20 protein-coding genes and 1 pseudogene are annotated in these 20,866 nt (G+C 56.1%); 3 read left to right on the top strand and 18 right to left on the bottom strand.

The features are described from left to right. Positions 1–195: 195 nt before the first annotated feature. Entirely contained in the window at positions 196–477 is a 282-nt protein-coding gene (locus tag OCY70_RS27865) for a hypothetical protein (protein ID WP_213426439.1), read from the top strand. Between the two features lie 24 nt (positions 478–501). Here OCY70_RS27865 and OCY70_RS27860 read toward each other — a convergent pair whose 3' ends face one another. From OCY70_RS27860 to OCY70_RS27825, 8 genes are all read right to left on the bottom strand, one after another. Beyond that, complete coding sequence (locus tag OCY70_RS27860; protein WP_213426438.1) at positions 502–1,323, bottom strand: carbohydrate ABC transporter permease; 822 nt, start codon at positions 1,321–1,323, stop codon at positions 502–504. After that, on the bottom strand, positions 1,324–2,304 hold the full coding sequence (locus tag OCY70_RS27855; protein ID WP_213426437.1) for a carbohydrate ABC transporter permease: 981 nt from the start codon (positions 2,302–2,304) through the stop codon (positions 1,324–1,326). A gap of 99 nt (positions 2,305–2,403) precedes the next feature. Next, complete coding sequence (locus tag OCY70_RS27850; RefSeq protein WP_213426436.1) at positions 2,404–3,756, bottom strand: ABC transporter substrate-binding protein; 1,353 nt, start codon at positions 3,754–3,756, stop codon at positions 2,404–2,406. 317 nt (positions 3,757–4,073) lie between these two features. Further along, positions 4,074–5,447, bottom strand: a complete 1,374-nt coding sequence (locus tag OCY70_RS27845; protein WP_213426435.1) for a response regulator transcription factor — start codon at positions 5,445–5,447, stop codon at positions 4,074–4,076. After that, positions 5,422–6,891: a sensor histidine kinase gene (locus tag OCY70_RS27840; protein ID WP_261945241.1), complete on the bottom strand. Its 1,470-nt coding sequence runs from the start codon at positions 6,889–6,891 to the stop codon at positions 5,422–5,424. The genes OCY70_RS27845 and OCY70_RS27840 overlap by 26 nt, the downstream gene beginning before the upstream one ends. After that, complete coding sequence (locus tag OCY70_RS27835; protein WP_213426433.1) at positions 6,888–7,889, bottom strand: substrate-binding domain-containing protein; 1,002 nt, start codon at positions 7,887–7,889, stop codon at positions 6,888–6,890. The genes OCY70_RS27840 and OCY70_RS27835 overlap by 4 nt, the downstream gene beginning before the upstream one ends. A gap of 173 nt (positions 7,890–8,062) precedes the next feature. Continuing rightward, entirely contained in the window at positions 8,063–8,293 is a 231-nt protein-coding gene (locus OCY70_RS27830; RefSeq protein WP_006677681.1) for a cupredoxin domain-containing protein, read from the bottom strand. Then, a complete protein-coding gene (locus OCY70_RS27825) occupies positions 8,290–9,318 on the bottom strand; it encodes a TIR domain-containing protein (protein ID WP_213426432.1) in 1,029 nt (342 codons plus the stop codon). Before OCY70_RS27825 ends, OCY70_RS27830 begins: the two co-directional genes overlap by 4 nt. A 211-nt stretch (positions 9,319–9,529) precedes the next feature. Between OCY70_RS27825 and OCY70_RS36350 the strand changes: the two genes are divergently transcribed. Then, on the top strand, positions 9,530–9,640 hold the full coding sequence (locus OCY70_RS36350; RefSeq protein ID WP_373871409.1) for a hypothetical protein: 111 nt from the start codon (positions 9,530–9,532) through the stop codon (positions 9,638–9,640). A gap of 413 nt (positions 9,641–10,053) precedes the next feature. Here the strand turns inward: OCY70_RS36350 and OCY70_RS27815 are convergent, their stop codons facing one another. The 9 genes and pseudogenes from OCY70_RS27815 to OCY70_RS27775 form a co-directional block, all read right to left on the bottom strand. Then, positions 10,054–10,296, bottom strand: coding sequence for a hypothetical protein (locus OCY70_RS27815; protein ID WP_213426431.1), 243 nt, complete (start codon positions 10,294–10,296; stop codon positions 10,054–10,056). Between the two features lie 19 nt (positions 10,297–10,315). Further along, positions 10,316–11,641 carry a DRTGG domain-containing protein gene (locus tag OCY70_RS27810; RefSeq protein ID WP_213426430.1) on the bottom strand — a complete coding sequence of 442 codons (1,326 nt, stop codon included), beginning with the start codon at positions 11,639–11,641 and terminating at the stop codon, positions 10,316–10,318. Between the two features lie 145 nt (positions 11,642–11,786). Beyond that, positions 11,787–11,966, bottom strand: coding sequence for a hypothetical protein (locus OCY70_RS27805; protein ID WP_213426429.1), 180 nt, complete (start codon positions 11,964–11,966; stop codon positions 11,787–11,789). 24 nt (positions 11,967–11,990) lie between these two features. Continuing rightward, a complete protein-coding gene (gene aceB, locus OCY70_RS27800; protein ID WP_213426428.1) occupies positions 11,991–13,589 on the bottom strand; it encodes a malate synthase A in 1,599 nt (532 codons plus the stop codon). A 48-nt stretch (positions 13,590–13,637) separates the two neighbouring features. Then, positions 13,638–14,921: an isocitrate lyase gene (gene aceA, locus OCY70_RS27795; protein WP_213426427.1), complete on the bottom strand. Its 1,284-nt coding sequence runs from the start codon at positions 14,919–14,921 to the stop codon at positions 13,638–13,640. A gap of 487 nt (positions 14,922–15,408) precedes the next feature. Beyond that, positions 15,409–17,205, bottom strand: a complete 1,797-nt coding sequence (locus OCY70_RS27790) for a flavocytochrome c (protein WP_213426426.1) — start codon at positions 17,203–17,205, stop codon at positions 15,409–15,411. A 639-nt stretch (positions 17,206–17,844) separates the two neighbouring features. Continuing rightward, positions 17,845–18,021: pseudogene (locus OCY70_RS27785) on the bottom strand (glycoside hydrolase N-terminal domain-containing protein); the annotation flags it as partial. Positions 18,022–18,130: 109 nt separating this feature from the next. Further along, positions 18,131–18,466, bottom strand: a complete 336-nt coding sequence (locus OCY70_RS27780; protein WP_213426425.1) for a DNA glycosylase AlkZ-like family protein — start codon at positions 18,464–18,466, stop codon at positions 18,131–18,133. Between the two features lie 5 nt (positions 18,467–18,471). Continuing rightward, the gene (locus OCY70_RS27775) at positions 18,472–18,801 is read right to left on the bottom strand and encodes a hypothetical protein (protein WP_213426424.1); all 330 of its coding nucleotides are present in this window, start codon (positions 18,799–18,801) and stop codon (positions 18,472–18,474) included. A 254-nt stretch (positions 18,802–19,055) separates the two neighbouring features. Here OCY70_RS27775 and OCY70_RS27770 point away from each other — a divergent pair, with 254 nt between their 5' ends. Beyond that, complete coding sequence (locus OCY70_RS27770) at positions 19,056–20,207, top strand: serine hydrolase domain-containing protein (RefSeq protein ID WP_213426423.1); 1,152 nt, start codon at positions 19,056–19,058, stop codon at positions 20,205–20,207. A gap of 89 nt (positions 20,208–20,296) precedes the next feature. Here OCY70_RS27770 and OCY70_RS27765 read toward each other — a convergent pair whose 3' ends face one another. Next, the gene (locus tag OCY70_RS27765; RefSeq protein WP_213426422.1) at positions 20,297–20,542 is read right to left on the bottom strand and encodes a hypothetical protein; all 246 of its coding nucleotides are present in this window, start codon (positions 20,540–20,542) and stop codon (positions 20,297–20,299) included. Positions 20,543–20,866: the final 324 nt, after the last annotated feature.

Here is a 20,866-nt window from a genome sequence, read left to right as displayed (position 1 = left end):
CGCATCACTGATAACATGTCTATGAGGCAACTTGGCCGATTATGCGGACTAGTTTGACGAGCCTCCCGCGGTCTCGAAGCGGCCGCATGGCTGATAGAACAGCTTCCTGCACAGCGGCGGCAAGGGGGCTTGAGCGAATGACGGCCGGATTTCACGGATACACTACTCGAAAAAGGAAGGCAGGTGCTCTCATTGATGGATCCAACGGATCGCGAGACCGAACATAACCATACCGATGTGTCGACGGTGCAATCGCAGCGCAATGATCTGACGGCCGAGGAGTTCCCGGAAGGGCCGTACGGCGCGAGCATCGAATCGGAATCGCTTGGCAAAAGCACGCCGTGGCGCAAGGGACAGCATGGTCCGCGCCCATATGGCAATGAAAATCTGCAATTGCATCAAGGATGGAAACGGAACTATCCCGACGAAGACCTGATGATAGAGGACTCGCAACAGGAACGGATTGAAGACGAATAGACCCGCCGGGTCAACGAGACCGCTTTATCCTTTAATCGATCCGGCCAGCAAGCCGCGAATGAAATACCTCCCCAGGAAAATATAGACGAGCAGCGTCGGCAGGGCCGCGAGCAGCGCCCCGGCCATCTGGACGTTCCACTGCACAATCTGGCTGCCGGACAAATTTTGCAGCGCGACCATAATCGGCTGCTGCTTCTGCGTTGTCATCGTCACCGCGAACAGAAATTCATTCCAGATGTTCGTGAACTGCCAGATGCCGACGACGACGAAGCCCGTCACGGAGAGCGGCACCATCATGTTTTTGTAGATGCCGAAGAAGCCGCAGCCGTCGATTTTGGCCGCTTCCAGCATTTCATTCGGTATCGCCACGTAGAAATTCCGGAACATGAGCGTGCAGACCGGCAAGCCATAGACAACATGAATGAGGATGAGCCCCGGAATCGAATTGTACAGATGGATGCGCTGCATGAACTGAATCAATGGAATCAAAATGCTCTGATACGGGATGAACATGCCGAACAGCATCAGCGCGAACAGCGCGTTCGAGCCTTTGAACTGCCATTTGGACAAGACGTAGCCGTTCATCGAGCCGAACAGAGCCGATAATAAGGTGGCGGGAACCGCGAGCAGGAAGCTGTTGCTCAAATGCGGATAGAGCTTGGACACAGCTTCGCGGTACCCGGACCAATCAAGGCTCTTCGGCAACGCCCACATCCGCTCCAGCGTAATCTCGTCCAACCCTTTGAAGCTCGTGACAAGAAGCACATATACCGGCACGAGAAAGAGCAAGGCCAAGCACGTCAAACCGGCGTACAGCGCTATTCGTTGCGCCCGCTTTTTCGTCATCTATGCCTCCTCCTTCCTCATGCTTGTCAGAAGATACGGGACGATTAACAGCGAGATAAGCACCAGCATGACCATCGAGATTGCGGCCCCCTGCGCGTAATGATTGCCCCGGAACGTCGTCTCGAACATGTAGACCCCGGGCATATCCGTCACGAACATCGCTCCCGGACCGGTCATGGCATAGATAAGATCGAAGATTTTCAATGAAATATGAGTCAGCATGATGATGAGACTGACCGTAATCGGACGGAGCTGCGGCAGCAGAATGCGCCGGAAGATCGTCCATTCGCCGGCTCCGTCCACCCGGGCCGCTTCCTTCCATTCCTCGGGGATGCCGCGCAGACCGGCCAGATACATGGCCATCGCGAAGCCCGAGAGCTGCCAGACGGTGGCGATGACCACCGCGATCAGGGCGACGGGCAGCCCGAGCTCAATCTGCCCGAAGCGGAAGCCCGGGATAATGTCGGTGCTGACATACCATTTGGGCACATCCGTCATCCCGATGGCCTTCAGAATCAAGTTCACTCCTGTCGACGGGTTCAGGATCCACTGCCAGACGACGCCGGTAACGATGAAGGACAGCGCCATCGGGAAAATGAAAATGTTGCGGAAGAACGACTCGGCGCGAATCTTCCGATCGACGAGCACGGCCAACAGCAGGCCGAAGGTAATCGTCACGGCAATAAAGAGCACCGTGAATACGAAGGTATTGCGCAAATCCGATTGGAACCGGAAATCTTGAAAGAGAAACAGATAATTCTTCCAGCCGGCAAAGTCCAAATTGCGGGCTAACGTGTTCCAGTCGGAGAAGGACACATATCCGCTCCATCCGATAAAGCCATATACAAATATCGCAATCGCGACAAGAGAGGGCAGCACCATCAATATGGGCACGATGTTGACCCTCTTTCGCCGCCGCGCCTTCCGCTCCGGCGGCACGGATGGGCGCAGCGTCTCTCCGCCTATGCCTGCGGCATTCATAGTCATCCCTCCTGACCGCGGCAGCCGGCAGCGGAATCCTGCCGCCGGCCCCGCTTGCAATGTCCGTCAGAGCCGGCCGAGGATGGCCCCGGCAGCCCCCTACTTCGCGATGCCGCTGGCTAGCTGGGCGTCGCGAAGCGAGCGGGCCGCCTGCTCTACGTCCCCGTTCGTAACGAAGATCGTCATGACCTGATTGACCTGGGTCACGAAGCCTTCGGGAGCGGCGGAGCCGTGCGCCAGACTCGGCACGAGGCTGCTTTTCTTGAAGTCTTCGATTGTCGCTTGGCCGTAGGCGTCGTATTTGCTCGCATCCGCATCGATGCGCGCCGGAATCGACCCTTTGAGCGGATTGAACACATCCTGTCCTTCGACGGAGCCGAGCACCTTCAGCCATTTCTTCACCGAGTCGGCGTCCTTGACATTCTGCGGCAGGCCGAACGTGTCCGTAATGACCATGAAGCTGTTCCCTGAATTCGGGGTCGCAATCCAGCCGAAGTCGACATTCGCCTGCATTTTCAAATCGGTCGTAAAATAGCCTTTGGCCCAATCGCCCATAATGTTCATTGCCGCCTGACCGTTAGCGACGAGCTGCGCAGCATCCTGCCAGTTGCGAGCCGCATGATCGTCGTTGATATAGCTGAACATGTTCTTCGTCTTCTCCAGCGTGTCCTTCACTCTCGCATCGTCGAACGCGATCTCGCCCGTATACAGCTTCTTGAAGTCTTCCGGGCCGAGCACGCCAAGGAGCGCCGCTTCGAATACCATGGTGGCGGTCCAAGGCTCCTTGTCGCCAAGCGCCAGCGGGGTGATGCCTTTCTCCTTCAGCGCATCGGCCGCTTGGAAGAAGTCCTCGAAGGTGGCCGGAGGAGTCAATCCATGATCGTCAAACACTTTCTTATTGTAGAAAATGACATTGCCGCGATGGATATTGACGGGGACGGAGTAGATCGTTCCGCCTTCGCTCACCATCTCGATTAAATCCTTCGGGAATTTATCCATCCAGCCTTCGCTCTCGAACAGATCATTCAAGCCCTCCATCTTGCCGGCCGCGACCCAGCCCGTGTTCAGCTCGGCCCCGCCATGCACCTGGAACGTTCCCGGCGGATCCCCGCCCTGCATGCGGCTGGCTAACACCGCCTTGGCGTTCGTGCCCGCGCCTCCGGCCACGGCGGCATTGATGACTTCGATATCGGGATGCTTCTCATTGAACAGCTTGATCAGGCCTAATAACCCTGCCTCTTCTCCCGCTCCCGTCCACCAGCTAAAAATCTCAACCGACTTCTTCTCTCCGGAAGACGGCCTGTCAGCGTCATTCTGTGCTCCTTCTTCCTGCCCGGCCGCTGCCGGCTTGGCCGCCTCCGGAGGCTTCGCATCCGAACCGGAGCCGCAAGCCGCCAGGAGCAGGCTCATGATACAGATAACAGACAGCATCAACAGCATGTGTTTCCTCATGTCATATCCCCCCACGCGTGGATTTCCATTGCGGATACAATGAAACCGCTTACATCTAAAGTAACACAACTCTATCCCTGCCGGGGCGCGAAGACCTGCACTCGTTTGTCATTCATCTGGATGGATTTAAGGACGGAAAAAAAAACGGAGGCGTGATCTGAAGAACTAGCACTTATTTGCCCTGTTCCGCTGACAAAAGACAATTCCGTCCAGGCAAGGAACGGAAGAGGCCGCTGCGATGCGGGGGCGGGCCGGCCTCTCCGTACGAATCGGTGTGGCCTATCCTTCGCCGGCCCATTCAGGAGCACGCCGCCTAATCAATCGCCGCTATGACGGCTGCGGTATTCGGTCGGGGCTATGCCTGTCACCTTTTTGAACACGCGGCTGAAATAATTCGGATCCCGATACCCCACCTGGTAACAAATCTCCTTCAATGAGAGCTTATTTTGCTCAATATACTGGCATGCCCGGGCGATGCGGAGCTGCATAATGTAGTCGGTGAACGTCGCTCCGGCCTGCTGCTTGAACAATTTGCTGAAATAATGCGGGCTCAGATGAACCATCCCGGCCACTTCCTCCATGGCCAGCGGCAGGTTGAACCGCTCGTGGATAATCGCCCGCGCCTGCTCGATAACGGCATGCGCTTCCCGATCACGGCTCGCCTGCACTTGATCGATGGCCGCCTGAAGCGCCTCTTCCGTATCGGTTCCGCTTCGGATCGCTTGAAGCTGTGCCGGGCGGGAATAGGTTCCGGCTCGAACCGGAACCTGATCGAAATGAACGACCGCGGCAGAAGCTGCATTCCGGGCGTATGCCGCCGCGCAAGCCGCCTCCACATATGATTCGCGCAGCTTGTCGATGCCGAGCTTCAAGCGCCCGATTCCGATATGGACGGCCCCCTCCGCCGCTTGCCGCAGCACAGGAACAAGCTCCTGTCCCATCGCGAGCACATCCTCCTTCGCATATTCCGCGCCGTCCTTTAAGCGGACGAAGACCGTCATCTGTTCGCCGATAATCGGGCTGGCGATACAGGACAGACGGCCGGCGAGTTCCTGCCTGACGGCGGTGTATACGTTCTCCAGCCGCCAGCGCCGGTTCCCGGCCCCGGAAGCCTCGTCCGTTCCGGGAGCGGCCACGGCTATGACCAGGGCATACCCCATCTGCAGCGGGAACTGCGCCAGTGCCGCCAACTCCTGCACATTCCAGTCCTGGATCCGGTCGTTCATCAGCATCATGGCCAGTTCGTTCTCCGCCAGCGGCATCAGGCGCGAGACGGTCTCCCGCAAGGCCAGCTCGCTGGCGCGCTTGCTTCGCTCCTGCTCCAGCTCGTGGATCAGCCGCTGCAATACGCCGATGATCTGTTCCTTCTTCGCGGGCTTCACGATGTAATCCTTCACTCCCAAGGCAATGGCCTGCTTCGCATAGGCGAAATGATCATAAGCCGTCACCAGCACCATCTTCACCCGGCTGTGGAGCGCCTGGATGTCCTGCAGCGCTTCCAGCCCCTGAATGCCCGGCATCTTCACATCCATCATCACAATATCCGGACGATGCCGTTCCGCCAGCTCTATCGCCCGGCGCCCGTTGGGCGCATGAATCACCTCGAAGCTGTCCGGCATGGCCCGGGTAATAATCAACTCCAGGCCTTCCCGCTCCAACGCTTCGTCATCCGCAATTAACAGACGGTACATCCGCTTCCACCTCCTCATAAATGGGCAGCCGGAGCCTGATTGTAGTGCCTCTCCCGATCTCGCTCTCCAGCTCCACGATATCCTGCCGGCCGTAGAAGAGCTGCAGCCGCTTGAATACATTTTGCAAGCCGAGCCCGGTCGAGCGCTGCGCTTCGCCGCGGGAGCGGGCGTCCGCTTGCGGCGCACCCTCGCCCAACAGCGAGGCCCGGGTCGCCTCATCCATCCCCGCTCCGTTATCCGCTATCGTCACGGTCACTTCCGTATCCGAGCGGGCAATCGACAAGCGCACGGCCGCGCCTTCTTCCATGCCCTCGACGCCGTGGATGAACGCATTTTCGACGATGGGCTGCAGCGACAGGCACGGGATATACTGTGCCAACGCCCGCTCATCGATGCTCATCTCGCAGCGGATGCGCTCGCGGAAGCGCGCCTGCTGAATCGAGAAATATTCCGCGGTATTGTCCACTTCCTCGCGCAGCGTCACCGGGGTATCCAGCTTGCGCAAATTATAGCGGAGCAGATTCGAGACGGACACGGTCAAGTCGCTCGTCCGGTCGGCTCCCTCAATCAGCGCCAGCTTCGACAGCACATTGAGCGTATTGAACAGAAAGTGCGGGTTAATCTGGCTCTGCAGCGCCCGCAGCTCCAGCTCCTTCACGAGGCGCTCCCGCTCCAGATGCTCCATATCCTTGGCAATCAGCTTGCGGATATTGGCCAGCATATGCTGGAACGCCTCCGACAAAATCCGGAATTCATCGTCCTGCCGGAACACGGGAGGCGCGATCTGCAGATTGCCCTTCGCGATCTGCTTGGCGGTGCGGACCAGCATATGTATCGGGCGGCTGATGCTCCGCGACAGCCAGATGACGAAGACGATGCTGAGCAGCAGGCTGACCCCGAACAGGGCGAGGCCGATCTTGTTCATCTGCTTCGTATTTTGCAGGATTTGCCGGTAATACGGCTGATAGCTGCTCAGCTCCAGATCGACGAGCGACTGGCCCTGATCGCGAATGAATCCCGCGATTTTTTCCGTATCCTCATACAAGACGACAAACGACCGCAAGCCGCGCACATCGGTCGCTCCCAGCACCTCCTCCACTTTTTCGAGGAAAGAGTCCAGCATATGGTCATAATTCCGGACGGAGATCTCGTTGCTGTCCGTCTCCGCCTGCCTCGCCAGATTCCGCTTCAAAGCGAGCAGCTCTTCCTGCTGGATCGCCAGCTCGTGGTATGTCGTGTCCTTCTGGTCAATTAAGTAACGGCTTAGCGTGCGAAGATGCTGCTCCGTCTGCTGGGCAATCTGCTTGTACAGCAGAATGCGCTCCATCATCAGGTTGTAGCTCTCCTGCATCGTCCGGCTGCTGAAATAAATAAAATAAGTGACGGAGCTGACCAGGACGACAAGAAGAGGAATAAATACGAATAGCTTCGTGCGGATATTCATCGCTCGTCACCCAAGCGGATGCCATCCTTCGTCAGTATCTCCGTATCCATCAGATGATGGGGCGGCGCGCTTCTTCCCTGCAGCACATCATGAATGATCGAGACGCTGTCATAGCCCATCCGGTACGGCTTCTGAATGACGCTGGCCGCAATCTCGCCGCGAACAATCGCCTGCTTCGTCTCCTCGATATCATCGAAGCCGAAGATAAGCACATCGTCCCGGCCCGAGCTCTTGGCGGCCTGCAAGATGCCCGCCCCGTCCAGCGCGCTCATCCCGACGATAATCGCAATATCCGGATGCAAATACAGCATCTCCGACGCTTTCTGCGCCGCTTCAATCCGTGAAATATTCGACACCCGGACATCGACGATCTGCAGCGAGCGGTGCCAGCTAATGACCGAGCGGAATCCGTCCAGCCGCAGCGTCTGATTCTCGGCCAGATTGCTGCCGATGAGAACGCCGATTTTGGTCACCAGGCGCCCGGAGAAGGCGCGGCCGGCTTCGGCTACAATCTCGCCCAGTCTCCGTCCCGACTCATAATTGTCCGTCCCGACATAGCTGAGCCGCTTGCTGTCCGGCGAATCGGCATCGACGGTAAGGACCGGGATTCCCTGCGCCACCGCTTGGTCAATCAGCCGGGTATAGGTGATGCTGTGAATGCCCTGCAGCAGAATCGCATCCACCTTCGCGGCGATGGCTTTCTCCAGCAGCATCGTCTGCTCCTCCGGATTGACGCGGAGCGGCCCGACATATTCCAACGCCATGCCCAGCCGGTTCCCCGCATCTCTCGCCCCCTGCTCGATCATCCGCCAGTACGGATTGTCCAGCTCCTGCGAGATAAGCATGACGTGGGGCTTGCCGGACGCCCCGGTCTCCGCCTCGCTCCATTGGCGAATCAACGCCTGGTTGCGGTAGGTGGATGACATGAACTGAAAAAGCAGATAAAGAAAGGACAGGAGCAGCAAGCCGAGGACAGCCGCCCATCTTTTATCCGACAAGACTCATCCCTCCCAACAAAAGTTGAATACGCTTACAACATTGAAAATGGAGATATGGATGCCGTTGACCATCCCGCAACCCGCTCCATGCCCGGTAAGGATCGAAAAAAGATGACTCCTCGCTGAAAGAAGTCATCTTGCGCCCGATGATCGGGATGAATTCATTTATCGGTTTATGCGAATGAAGGCTTTGTTCGATCGACTTCGCCGCTGAGCACCTTCACATATTCTTCGTCCGAGCCTTCGACGGAAGGGCCAATGTAGACAATATCTGCCGCGTTATGCTGACCGCTTCCACGAATGCCTTTCTTCCTGGAACGGCCAAACGGACCTCTTGCCTGGCGGTTAAGCTTGTTGATTCCGGCGCTTCCCTTATGCAAGTGAATCGGATGATCGCCCGTCATGCGGAATCACCTCCAATTAAGTGGTCAATGGTTCGCAGCAAATCATTGTTCAGATGTACAATCGCGGCCAATTCGGATTCATCGAGCAGCTTCTGCCCGGCAAAATACACGGACAGCACGTGCTCTCTACCAAGAGGATAGCATAGCACATAAACCAGCGCAAGCTCCTCGCGCTTGAAAAAAGACCATTTTCCGTTAAGGAAGACATCTATCACGTAAATTTGATGATCCTTGTCCTGCCGGCGCTCCGCCGCGCTGAACGAGAAAAACTGCCCTCTCCCTACGTTACCCGCCACCTGCTCGATGCCATCATGGCCTTGCTTGCGCCATAGCGCCGCCCCGGTGACGCGAAAGCCTTGCGGAGGCATGATGGAGTTGCGGACCGCCTCATACAGCGCTTGATACTTCTCCTGCGCATTGGTAGTCGGCAGATTGCGAGTGTATTCCCAAAAAAAGTGAAGCAAGCTTTGCTTCTGCAGCAGCTCGGTCTCTTTGGCAGCCAGCAAGCTGCGCGGGTTTTGAAAAAAGCCCTCTTCCTTGATTTTGCGGATCAGCTGCTGGCAGGCCACCGACACGGCCGCCTCATGCTTGTTATCCGTCCGCAGCTCATAGCTCAGCAGCGTAAGCCCCTGCAGATCGGAGAGCACGTGAAATTCATGTATCGTCTTCCCTTCGATCAGATCGCTGCGTTCCCGGACCTCGCCGGGAATGATGGCAAACACTCTGCCCCGCCCCAGCTTTCCCCAAAACAGCCCCATCTCGAACAACGTATTATCCCGTGGAACAAAGAGATATTTCCCGCGATGCAATGCCACATCATCCGGCGCGAAAACGAAAATACCAAAATCATGCTGCTCAAGTTCTCTCTCCAGTGTCTCCATCGTATATTCATTTCCGCCAAATGCCCCGGCATACCAAGGGGAAACTTGGCCGTAATAGTTGAGTTGCGAATGCACGGCATTCGCGATGTCAATCGCTTCCCTCGATGAGCCGATAAATATGTTCGGTTTCGCAGAAATGGACACAAGCGCAGCTCTTTTTTGAACTTGATTGCCCTAATTATACTATGATTTTCCAGTTCTGTGTGAGGGCAAAGCTATGAAATCGCTATTTTCATAGGAATCGCTTCAATCGGTCAACGTGTAGAAAATCTTTCCTTGAACTATACTTATGCTGCTGCCATAATTTTTAGCTCACAAAAGGAGACGCCTCTACGGCAACCAGGCGCTCGGCCTCGTGTCGGACGTCGGCTTCCAGGTTCCGGCCGCCATCGCGACGACCGTCGCCCATGACTGCCATAGCCTGATGGTGATCGGCAGGAGCTGCGCCTGTCCGATATCGGCCTGATCAAGACAACGGAGCAAGGCTTCGTTGAAGTTCCTTTGTTCGTGGAAGAAAAAAAATACTTAGTTATATGAACAGGCAGCCGTCCCGCGGGATGGCTGCCTGCTTCTATACTTGGTGAAATAGGATTACGCGCGAACCTCGGGGCGATGCTCCGGCTGTGCGCCGACGGTCTAGCCGTCGCTCTCGCGAATCCATGTCTCGTAGCCGCGTTCCCCGGCTTTCAATTGAATGACGCGCGCGCCCGTCGGGAAATGATCTCTCCGCTCTCCATCCACGAAGCTGACATATTGCCGGACCGGCCGTAGCAGAGACGGATGCCATGCAGCGTCCCGCAGAAGTCATTCGCATGATCATGCCAGACGAAGGTCCCATCACATCTCCCATTTCGACCATCGCCGCGAACAGGCCCGAGTTCACCGGGCGAGCAAATCGGCTCCATCTGATGAGCCCACGCACGTCCGGGTATTCCACACCTCGTGATACTCCGGCAGCGGAATGTGGAAGAACGCGAGCGCCGGCAGCGGCTGCCCGGCGTTCCGCGCGGTCAACGCCCGCGACTGCCGGATATACCATTGAATCTGATCATGGCGTATCCAGTCATAACCGCCCACCTGGCACAGCGGCGAATAATCTCCGCTATCCAGGAAATCGGACAAGCTTTTTTCGCGAAGCGCGCTAATCCAAAATTCGGGCCGTCACCATCGCCTTGATCACGCGCTGCCCTTGGACGAACATTTCCACTTCGATCTTGCAGAACCGGCGGCTTAATTCAATCACGGTCGGAATCATTTCCACGATGTTCTCGATTTCGATCGGCGCCAAATAATAAACGGAGGTGTGGTCGATAAGCAGATCCTTCTTCTTATGCTGCTTAATCGTACGGGTGACGGCAAGCGTGATCATGCTGCCCAGGATGCCCTCGGAGATGTAGCCCATCTGGTTGATCATCGAGGTATGAACGGGACCGCGGAAATAGAGCCCGCCATCGTCGTCCCGAATCTCCTCGAACGCCGACCAGATCTGATCCTCCAGCGTCTCTCCCTTTTGGGGCTGGGAATGGACCGATTGCATCGCTTTCAATATATCCTTGCGGCTAATCACGCCGATCAGCTTCTTCTCCTCGTCCACGACCGGAATCAGCTCAATGCCTTCCCATACCATCATATGGCCCGCCGTCGCAATCGAGGTGTGAGGCATGACCGTAATCGGATTGGGGCTCATGAAATGCTCGATCGGTTCATTGTCGGAAGCGCCGATAATGTCCTTGGCGATAATCATGCCCACTGGCTTGTTCGTATCATCCACCACGGGAAAGCGGTTGTGATCGGTTTCCTCTATCAGCTTTTTCAAATGCCCGACTGTGCTGGACTGGTGAATCGAGGTGAGCGGAATGTCTTTTCGAATGATATCGCCGACCAAAATGATCTGCTTCTTGATCATCCGTTCGGATAAGGCGCGGTTCAGGAGCGCAGCCACCGTAAAGGTGTCGTATTTGCAGCTGATGACCGGAAGCTCCAGCTCGTCCGCCAGCTCGCGAACCTCCGCCGGGGTATCGAAGCCGCCCGTAATCAGCACCCCTGCCCCCAAGGTCAGCGCGGTGTGATGAGCCTTGTTCCGGTTCCCGACAATGAGCAGATTCCCCGGTTCAATGTACCGGATCATCGCTTCGAGCTGCATGGCCCCGATCACGAACTTGTTCAGCGTCTTGTCGAGGCCCGCTTTGCCGCCCAGCACCTCTCCGTCCACCAGGCTTCGTATTTCTTCGAAGGTCAGTTTGTCGATATGCTGCGGCTCTTTCTTCTCGATCCGGACGGTGCCCGTGCGCTCTCTCGTGCTGACGATGCCCCGGCCCTCCGCTTCCTTGATGGCGCGGTAAGCCGTCCCCTCGCTCACGTTCAAGGCCTGCGCGATTTTGCGCACCGAAATCCGCGTCCCGATTTCAAGCTCCTCAATATATTGAATAATCTGCCCGTGCTTTGTCATCATTTCGTGAGAATTCATAAGCTATCCCCTCTGTTATATAGCGGAATACTTCTATTATATAGCATGGGGAATATATTGAAACGGAAGCGGAAAAAGAAAATATCCAACAGGCCCGTTCTTTCCTCGAACAGGCTCTGTTGGAGATCAGCTTGCGAGCTATTGCTTAATCATTGCGGTAGCAATAATAATTGGTAATGAAATAGTGCGACAGCGGCAAGGAGGACTGCTGGACTTCCTCGCTGCTCGAATGATAGTACAAGTCCAAAAATACAGGAGACAGCGGATAAAACGCCGTGTGCTCCATCGTCTCGTCTGTATCGTGTTCGACCTTGTTCATCGCCATTTGCGTGAACCTCCTTTTACGAAATTAGGATAAGTGCATATAACCCGGTTGGGTCAAAAACGGCTCAAACGTATCGGCAACCGTCATATCGCGGAACAAAGAGGCGGCCAGCGTCAGCCGGGAGCCGGGAACTTGCTCTTCGCCGATGCGAAGGCGGAGATTCTCCAGCTCTTCCTGAAAGATTCGATCGAAGAGCTCGATCGTCACTTTGCGCCCATCGTCAAGCACGCCCCGCGGATGATGAATCCACTGCCAGAGCTGGGCTCTCGAAATCTCGGCGGTCGCGGCATCCTCCATCAGATGGTTGATCGGCACCGCGCCCATTCCTCGCAGCCATGCCTCCAAATATTGAATGCCGACCGACACGTTCATTCTGACGCCGGCCTCGGTAATCGGCCCTTGAGGAACCTCCAGCAAATCCGCCGCGGTAATCTCGCGCTCCGGCAGCTTCCCGAGCTGGTTCGGTCCCGGCATATGGGCATCGAACACCTCCATGGCGATCGGCACGAGACCGGGATGCGCCACCCATGTGCCGTCATGGCCGTTCCGCGCTTCCCGCAGCTTATCCTTCCGCACCTTCTCCAGCGCCGCTTCGTTGGCCGCCGGATTGTTTTTGATCGGAATCTGGGCCGCCATGCCCCCGATGCAGTAGGCCTGGCGCCGATGGCACGTCTGGATGGCCAGCAGCGAATAGGCCGTCATAAATGGCGATTCCATCGTCACGATGGCCCGGTCGGGCAAAATGACGTCCGGCTTGCTCCGGAGCTTCTTGATATAGCTGAAAATGTAGTCCCAGCGCCCGCAATTCAAGCCGGCCGCGTGATCGCGGAGCTCGTACAGAATCTCATCCATCTCGAAGGCGGCCAGGATCGTCTCGATTAAGACGGTAGCCTTAATGGTGCCGCGCGGAATGCCCAGCTCCTGCTGCGCAAATTCGAACACATCATTCCACAGCCTCGCTTCCAGATGGCTTTCCATTTTCGGAAGATAGAAATAGGGGCCGCTTCCCTGCCGAATCAACGCCTCCGCATTATGAAAAAAGTAAAGGCCGAAATCGAATAGCGACGCCGATACCGGCTCTCCGTCGATCAACAGATGCTTCTCTTCCATATGCCAGCCCCTAGGGCGCACCTTGAGCACGGCCGGTTTGTCGTTCAGTTCATAGATTTTGCCCGCCTCGTTCACGAACCGTATCGTCCGGTTGACCGCATCCCGCAGATTGACCTGGCCTTCCAGCGTGTTGGCCCAGGTTGGGGAATTGGCGTCCTCGAAATCCGCCATGAACACTTTGGCGCCCGAGTTTAACGCATTGATCACCATTTTGCGATCCCCGGATGGACCTGTAATTTCCACCCTCCGATCCTGCAAATCGGCCGGAATGGAAGCAACCGTCCAATCCCCGTTCCGGACATGCGCCGTCTCCGCCAAGAAGTCCGGCCACTCGCCTGCATCGAGTCTTTGCTGGCGATCGTCTCTCATTTGAAGCAGCTCCTTGCGCCGCTTCCCGAACCGCCTTTCCAACGCGGCCACGAAGTCCAGCGCTTCAGGCGTCAAGATGATGCAATGTGCTTCGGAGCTGCATTCCCCTTTCAATTCACGGTGTGACTGGCTCACACGGTTCATAGGTCGAACCCCCTTTTTTCAATGGCTGTAATACTGAAATATGGTTCATTAACGGGTGAACTGCTCCTGCTCGGTCGAACCTGCCAACGCCGTGGTGCTGGCCAGGCCTCCGGCAATAATCTGAGTCACTTCGTCAAAATAACTGGCTCCCACTTCCCGTTGGTGGCGGACCGCTTCATATCCTTCCGCCTCGCTGGCGAATTCCGCCTGCTGGAGCTCGGAGTAGGCTTGCATCCCCCGCTCCTTGTACCCTTTCGCCAGTTGGAACATGCTGTGGTTCAAGGCGTGGAAGCCGGCCAAGGTGACGAACTGGAACTTATAGCCCATCGCGCCGAGCTTCTGCTGGAAGGTGGCGATCTCCTTGTCGCTCAGCTTCCGTTTCCAGTTGAAGGATGGGGAGCAGTTATACGCCAGCAATTTGCCGGGATAGCGGGCGTGAATGGCTTGCGCGAACCGTTCCGCCTCCTCCAGATTCGGTTCGGAGGTCTCGCACCAGACCATGTCGGCGTAAGGGGCATAAGCCAAGCCCCGCGCTATCGCTTGCTCCAATCCCGCCCTTACATAATGGAAGCCTTCCGTCGAGCGTTTTCCGGTCAGGAAAGGCCGATCATTGTCGTCGATGTCGCTGGTGAGAAGCTGCGCCGCATTCGCATCCGTCCGGGCAATGAGGACCGTATCCACCCCCATTACGTCCGCCGCCAGCCTCGCCGCGATCAGATGGCGAATCGCCTGCCCCGTCGGCAGCAGCACCTTGCCGCCCATATGGCCGCATTTCTTCTCCGAGGCAAGCTGATCCTCCAGATGGACGGCCGCGGCTCCCGCTTCGATCATGGACTTCACGAGCTCGAAGACATTCAACGGCCCGCCGAAGCCGGCCTCGGCATCCGCGATGATGGGCGCGAAGAAATCGATGTCATTCTTGCCCTCGGAATGCTGGATATGATCGGCGCGCTGCAAGGCCTGATTGATTCGCTTCACGACATGAGGAACGCTGTTCGCCGGATAGAGACTCTGATCGGGATACATCTGTCCGGACAAGTTCGCGTCCGCCGCCACCTGCCATCCGCTGAGATAGATGGCCTTCAGTCCCGCTTTGACCTGCTGAACCGCCTGGTTGCCGGTCAAGGCTCCCAGCGCATGGATATAATCTTCCGAATGAAGCAGATCCCACAATTTCGCGGATCCCCGCTGGGCCAATGTGTATTCGATTTTCAAAGACCCCCGCAATCTCAACACGTCTTCCGGCGAATACGGACGCCGGATGCCTTGATAACGGGCCCCAGACCATTGTTCCTTCATCTGCTCGAGTTCCGTTCTGCCTGTACCGCTCATCGTCCATCCTCCTCCATCGATTTAAATTTCATTCCCTTCATGCTTCCTGCTCCAGGTAACCGTTGCCGGAGCACCGGCTGCAAGGAAGAAACCGCCTGCCCTCGCATAACGGGCAATCATGGTGTTCCTGGCCTTCAGCCATCGGGCTCATGCATTTAAAGCAGTCCAAATCGCCATTACCGCCACATACAGGACAATCCATTCCGCGTCCCCCCTCTTTTCTGTTATATAACAAAACTGTTTTGTTGACGTCATTATATAACACTGGAAAGAACTGTTCAATACTGTTTTTTTAATTTTTTTATTGTTATATAACAAAATGGGCAGTATTCCTCAGATCGAACCCCGGAGCCAAAAATGCAAAAAAGCCTGGACCTCGGTCACAAGATGCTGGCTCCTCCAGGCCGAAGGCTTGCTTCAACGACCGCCGCCCCATGCAAAAAGCCGCAGCTTGATGCTGCGGCTACGGTTTCTTTTCTTTTGCTATTTATTTGGCCGCTTGCTGGCCGGCGATGCGCCCGAAGGTGATCGCATCGGCAATCGCATTCCCGCCAAGCCGATTCTTGCCGTGAATGACGCCCGTGACCTCGCCTGCGGCGAACAGGCCCGCAATCGGCTGGCCTTGCTCGTTCAGCACCTGTGTCGTCTTATTAATAACCAGTCCGCCCATCGTATGGTGAACGGAAGGCACCGCTTTTTGAATATAATAAGGCCCCTTGCTCATATCCTTCAATCCCGCGCGGTGGTTGAAGTCCTCGTCCTTTCCGGACTTGGCGAATTTGTTGACGCGGTCGATTGTCGCCTGCAGCGCTTCCGGATCGATCTTGAAAAATTCGGCTGCTTCCTTCAGCGTATCCGCTTTGTACAACAGGCCGTCTTTGACGAGCATTTCGTATTCGTCTTTATGCGTGTCGACAGTCTTGCCGATATCCCCAATTTCCTGATTCCACAACTGGTAGGCATAGCCGCCTTCCTGAGCCAAAATCGCTTTGGAGATGACATCACGGCGTTCCAGCTCTTCGACGAAGCGCTGGCCGCTCTGATTCACGAGAATCGCCCCGTCAAAACGGCTGTCCGCAACGAGCGAGATAACGCCGGTCTTCGGATTGCACACCGGATAAGTCTGAATGCTCTCCATATTGGTCAGGGCGGCGCCGACTGCCTGCGCCATCACAATCCCGTCTCCCGTCGTGCCCGGCGCATCCGTAGTCATATATTTTTCATCGTATTCCGGATTGTACTGTTTTCTCATTTCGACATTGGATCCGAAGCCGCCCGATGCAATAATGACGCCTTTGTTGGCATGGAAGGTGATGGTGCCGCCGTTCGCTCCGGCTGCTTCGACGCCGATCACTTTACCGCTGTCATCCGTGAGCAGTTTCTCGGCCTTCGTATTCGTCTTCAGATCGATGCCCATCTCGTCCAACTGCTTTTTCAGCTTCGTAATCAGTTCGGCGCCCGTATGCCCTTCCGGAATGAGCGCGCGCTTGACGGAGTGGCCGCCGAATTGGAATAGGTGATCCTCCAGGAAGTTCACCTTCACTTCATCCTTCAGCCATTCTGCCGCAGCGGTCGCGTTCTCGGCCAGCACGCGGACCATTTCCGGATCGCCGATATTATCTCCGCCTTTGAGCGTATCTTCAATGAACAGCTCGGTGCTGTCTTCAATGCCCAGGTTTTTCTGCACCCACGTGTTGGCCGCATTCATTTCACCGCCGGAAATCAGCGTGTTGCCGCCTACGCTAGGCATTTTCTCCAGCAGGACAACCGAAGCGCCCGCCTGCTTCGCTTCCAAAGCCGCACTGAAGCCGGCGCCGCCAGCCCCGATAATGACCACATCATACGTCTGGTCGGCCGGCTCGTCTGTCTGGGTTTTTCCAGCCGCCTGCTTCGCGACAAGCGTCAAGCCCGCCTTCGCTACCGCATCCTTCACCGCGTCGATGTAGCCTTGGCTTGTGACCGTCGAGCCGCTGATCGCATCCGCCTCCGCGCTGTTCGTGGCGATCATCATCTCTTTGAGCTCTTTATATACAGGCTCGGCCAACACCTCGTTTTCCTTCTGTTCGAGCACTTTTATATCTTTAATCTCATCGTTCTCAAACGTGACCTCTACCTTAATCGTACCGTGCTTCCCATCGCCTTCCCCGATGGATGTTACGATCCGATCCTGATCCCCTCCATTATTGGCCTCCTTGCCGTCTTTGTTCCCGCTCCCGCATGCCGCCAGCATCACGAACATACACAGGACAAGCACCATGATTCCCGCTTTCTTCATCCTCTTCATGTCGCTTAAACCCCTTGTCTTCTCTTGTTGTATTTGTCTGCAGCGTAACAGTACTGTGCACTACATCATCATGATAGCACAGGAATTAACGCTTATTAGTGAAAGTAATCACTTTCACTATGTGAAATCGTAAATAAATTGGTACAAATCACTTCATCTTGCGCAGGATGTTGCTCCGATGTAAGAAATACGTCCTTCGCTCTTTCCGGGACCGGGAGTTGGGGCTGCCTATCGTTCCTCTCCTGTACGTACCGGTGGTACCTTATTCGGCACCTTTTCCCGGTTCGGTATGGAGCCTGCTCCTCATTCCTGCAAATGTACAGGATTCTCGCCTGCATCGCTTGTTGGAAAAGGGAAAACTGCAAATATACAGCAATTCCCTCCTTTTCGGCTCGCATGGAAGAGAAATGGGATGAAAAGCTGTATTTTCGCAGGAATCCTTGCAAGAATGCGCCTTCCTCGGGAATAATTCCTGCATATTTGCAGGATTGAGCCGTTCACGCGCGGCCTGCAGCGCGCCTTCAAGCACACCGAGATGCGCCGGGAACGCTTTTATTCGTCGCGCATCACTCGCCAGCGGCGATTCGCAGCGCGCCTCCGGCGTGAACCGCCGCGGCCGCTTCCACAATATTCGCTGACCGGATGCCCTGCCCACAGCGTATCCTCGTTGAGCTGGATTCGCTCGCGCCGCACCCCGCCGAACACCATCGCCCCGAAGCGCCCGTTGCCAAGCGGCAGCGCTTCCGTCCACTTGCCCGCGGGCCGCGCGTACCACAGCGTCAAGTCTTCGTCCCGTGCTGTCTTGCTCGTTGCCATCGCTCCTCACGCTCCTTGCATGCTCAGGTTCACTGTCATGTCACGTTGTGATTCGTTTCCCGGGAAGCTGCGTCTACGGACTGCTGCGGCATTTTCATAGAGGTTCGGATCACCCGGAATAAGGGTTAGCCGCGCCAGCACGATGCAGCCGAGAGCTTTGGTTGTAAAAAGAGGCTGTTATCTCTGCTTCGCGGCTGAGTTCGGACCGCAAACCTGCATATCCATCTGCATTTTCAAACAGGCGCATGTCTACTTTTTTTCCTTTCATTTTCCATGTTCCCGCTACCATGCCGTTGATCACGACAGCCGCATGGACATGGCCCGCCGCGCCATAAATTTTTTTGTAATGCTCGCTTTCCATATAAAACTTCTCTTTATGTCCCAATAAGAGCGGATCGAACTTCGGCAGCAGCTTTACTGTCGGAGCGGCCGCCGCAGCGCTCATTCTATCTATGTTTTTATTATCGTGCAGATCGCCAATCGAAATGAGATCGGCACTTCCTGATCATACGCATGATGGACGTCGGGCCGGTCCTGCAGCCACGAGCTTGTAAGATGGAATGCGATTTCCGGCTCGAACGGGTTCCCGTGAATCACCATTCGCTTATAAGACAAGTCCTTAAGTATGCCGCCCCACGGAGACAGTAAATAGTCTATGAGAGAAGGCTCGAGGGTCAATGAGTGCTTCAGTTCGGCTTTTAACTGCTCTCGCGTTTTCGGTCCATCGGATAAGGAGGAGAGCACCGCCTCGGAGACAAGCTGCTTCTCATATTCCGTCACATGCTGATTCAGATACAGGACCAGCTTCGGCAGCCGCTATTCCAGATTCCCAAGTCTGCCCGCTTGGCATCGGAGCCTGGACTTTGAGAAATTGTATTGGAAATACCTGCCACCAACAGTTCAACACGCAGCGGGCAGTTCCTGTCCCAGTCCCTGGATTTCATGGTAAAATTTGTCCTTCCTTGCAGGGTACAGTACAATGAAGGAAGTGCCGCGCAGACGCACAGATAAAAGTATGGGAGGCTTGAAAAACGATGAAGACAGCCGCGCAAACCGGGGCAGGCCAGCCCCAATACGATCTCGCCAAGCTGAGTACGCTGCTGAAGGAGGATCATATTGCCTGGAATTTCCGCAATATGGACCATATTTTGCCGAAGCGCGATATTCACGCGCCGGCAGACAAGTTCCGGTTCTCCGAGAACTTGCAAAATCTGGGCGATGTCCGCTACAGCTACAACGGCCAAACATCCACCGTCGGGCAATATATGGACAAGGTGAAAGCCACCGGTTGGCTGGTCATCAAGGATGATGCCGTCGTGGCGGAGCGCTATTTTAACGGATATACGCGGGAATCGACCGCCATGTCGATGTCGGTCGCCAAATCGTTCGTCTCGGCCCTGATGGGCATCGCCTTCGACGAAGGCGCGATGCGGGATGTCCATGATCCGGTAACGCGGTACTTGCCGGAGCTGTCCGGAAGCGGCTATGACGGAGCAACCATCAAGGATGTGCTGCAAATGTCCTCCGGCGTTCGCTTCAACGAAGATTACGCCGATCCCGATGCGGAGATTTATACCATTTTCAATGATGTCTTCGGGGAGACGGCAATGCCGATCCCGCAGTTCGTGCGCAACCTGACGCGCCTGCAGCCGCCGGGGCATTACCAATACAAGAGCGTGGATACCCAAGTGCTGTCCATGCTGCTGGAGCGGACGACCGGGAAGAAGACATCGGTTTATTTGGAGGAAAAGCTGTGGCAGCCGCTTGGCATGGAATACGACGCTTATTGGAACACCGACCTGCACGGCAATGAGATTGCCTACGCTTTCTTGAATGCGGCTTTGCGGGACTACGCGAAATTCGGCCGCCTTGTCCTGCATCAGGGGGCCTGTAACGGCCGGCAGATTATTTCGGAGAAGTGGATGAAGGAATCGGTCATTCCCGATCGGGCCGACCTGCAGGCAGGGCAAGCCGAGGAGTGCTTCGGCTATCAGTATCAGTGGTGGACGCCGCGCGGCAGCGACGGCTCGGAAATGATGGCCCGCGGCATTTACGGGCAGCACATCTATATCAATCGGCGGCATCATGCCGTCATCGTCAAGTCCGGCATCGATCCAACCGTGTTCAATGTTCACGATTGCGAGGCGGTCACGGCATACCGGACCATTCTCGAACATCTCGGATAACGTGTAACGTAAATGAGCGGCACCCGCCTGCGGCGGAACACGGGACGCGGGCTACCGCGCGGGCGGTGCGTTCCGGGCTGCAGCGCTCGCTACCCGAGCGGAGGCTGCAGCCGTGCTGGCCGGGCAACGATGGCATGCTCCTTCCCCGGCTTGGCCTGCCGGTCTGCTTGTCGCTCCCGGTGACCGGCCCGCTTCCGCTTCTCATGCAGAATGTCATGGAAGCTGGGCTTGGTGCGGGAGAGGCCTCTGCGGTTCGCCGGTCTCGCGCCAAGGTGCGCATACCAAGAATGATAAGGATCGTAGCGGTGCACATTGATTCGAACATCCCATAACATCGGGGATTCCTCCTCTTCATGATCAGCTTGGGGATACAGCCTTTGCCTGGCGAATGGCGAAGAAGCGAATAACGTTGGCCTGGTCTCTGGCTCTGCAAAAATCGAACCGTCCTCTCCACAATAAGTACCCGCTAAGCTCCAGCTTCAATCAGGATCGGCCGGCAGCAACGAGTTTTTTCCTCATTCTACTACTTCACATCGTACTTTGCATCCCGTCCAGCCTTCCAGACAGGCCGATTGGTTCGTTGACCGGAAGGCGATTTGCTATAATATCCGTATGAGCCCCGCAGCAAGGGCATGACACTTTCCAGGTTCTCTGCACGA

Origin of the sequence: Paenibacillus melissococcoides (assembly GCA_944800085.1) — a bacterium.
Classification (GTDB): domain Bacteria; phylum Bacillota; class Bacilli; order Paenibacillales; family Paenibacillaceae; genus Paenibacillus_B; species Paenibacillus_B melissococcoides.
Note: the sequence above shows the minus strand (reverse complement) of the source record. Positions and strands in the feature narration are given on the sequence as shown.

Bases quoted from the DNA above. Each gene is read 5' to 3' on its own strand.
- OCY70_RS27865 (WP_213426439.1), top strand. From the start codon at position 196: ATGGATCCAACGGATCGCGAGACCGAACATAACCATACCGATGTGTCG.
- OCY70_RS27860 (WP_213426438.1), bottom strand. From the start codon at position 1,323: ATGACGAAAAAGCGGGCGCAACGAATAGCGCTGTACGCCGGTTTGACG.
- OCY70_RS27855 (WP_213426437.1), bottom strand. From the start codon at position 2,304: ATGAATGCCGCAGGCATAGGCGGAGAGACGCTGCGCCCATCCGTGCCG.
- OCY70_RS27850 (WP_213426436.1), bottom strand. From the start codon at position 3,756: ATGAGGAAACACATGCTGTTGATGCTGTCTGTTATCTGTATCATGAGC.
- OCY70_RS27845 (WP_213426435.1), bottom strand. From the start codon at position 5,447: ATGTACCGTCTGTTAATTGCGGATGACGAAGCGTTGGAGCGGGAAGGC.
- OCY70_RS27840 (WP_261945241.1), bottom strand. From the start codon at position 6,891: ATGAATATCCGCACGAAGCTATTCGTATTTATTCCTCTTCTTGTCGTC.
- OCY70_RS27830 (WP_006677681.1), bottom strand. From the start codon at position 8,293: ATGACGGGCGATCATCCGATTCACTTGCATAAGGGAAGCGCCGGAATC.
- OCY70_RS27810 (WP_213426430.1), bottom strand. From the start codon at position 11,641: ATGAATTCTCACGAAATGATGACAAAGCACGGGCAGATTATTCAATAT.
- OCY70_RS27805 (WP_213426429.1), bottom strand. From the start codon at position 11,966: ATGGCGATGAACAAGGTCGAACACGATACAGACGAGACGATGGAGCAC.
- aceB (WP_213426428.1), bottom strand. From the start codon at position 13,589: ATGAACCGTGTGAGCCAGTCACACCGTGAATTGAAAGGGGAATGCAGC.
- aceA (WP_213426427.1), bottom strand. From the start codon at position 14,921: ATGAGCGGTACAGGCAGAACGGAACTCGAGCAGATGAAGGAACAATGG.
- OCY70_RS27790 (WP_213426426.1), bottom strand. From the start codon at position 17,205: ATGAAGAGGATGAAGAAAGCGGGAATCATGGTGCTTGTCCTGTGTATG.
- OCY70_RS27780 (WP_213426425.1), bottom strand. From the start codon at position 18,466: ATGAGCGCTGCGGCGGCCGCTCCGACAGTAAAGCTGCTGCCGAAGTTC.
- OCY70_RS27770 (WP_213426423.1), top strand. From the start codon at position 19,056: ATGAAGACAGCCGCGCAAACCGGGGCAGGCCAGCCCCAATACGATCTC.
- OCY70_RS27765 (WP_213426422.1), bottom strand. From the start codon at position 20,542: ATGTTATGGGATGTTCGAATCAATGTGCACCGCTACGATCCTTATCAT.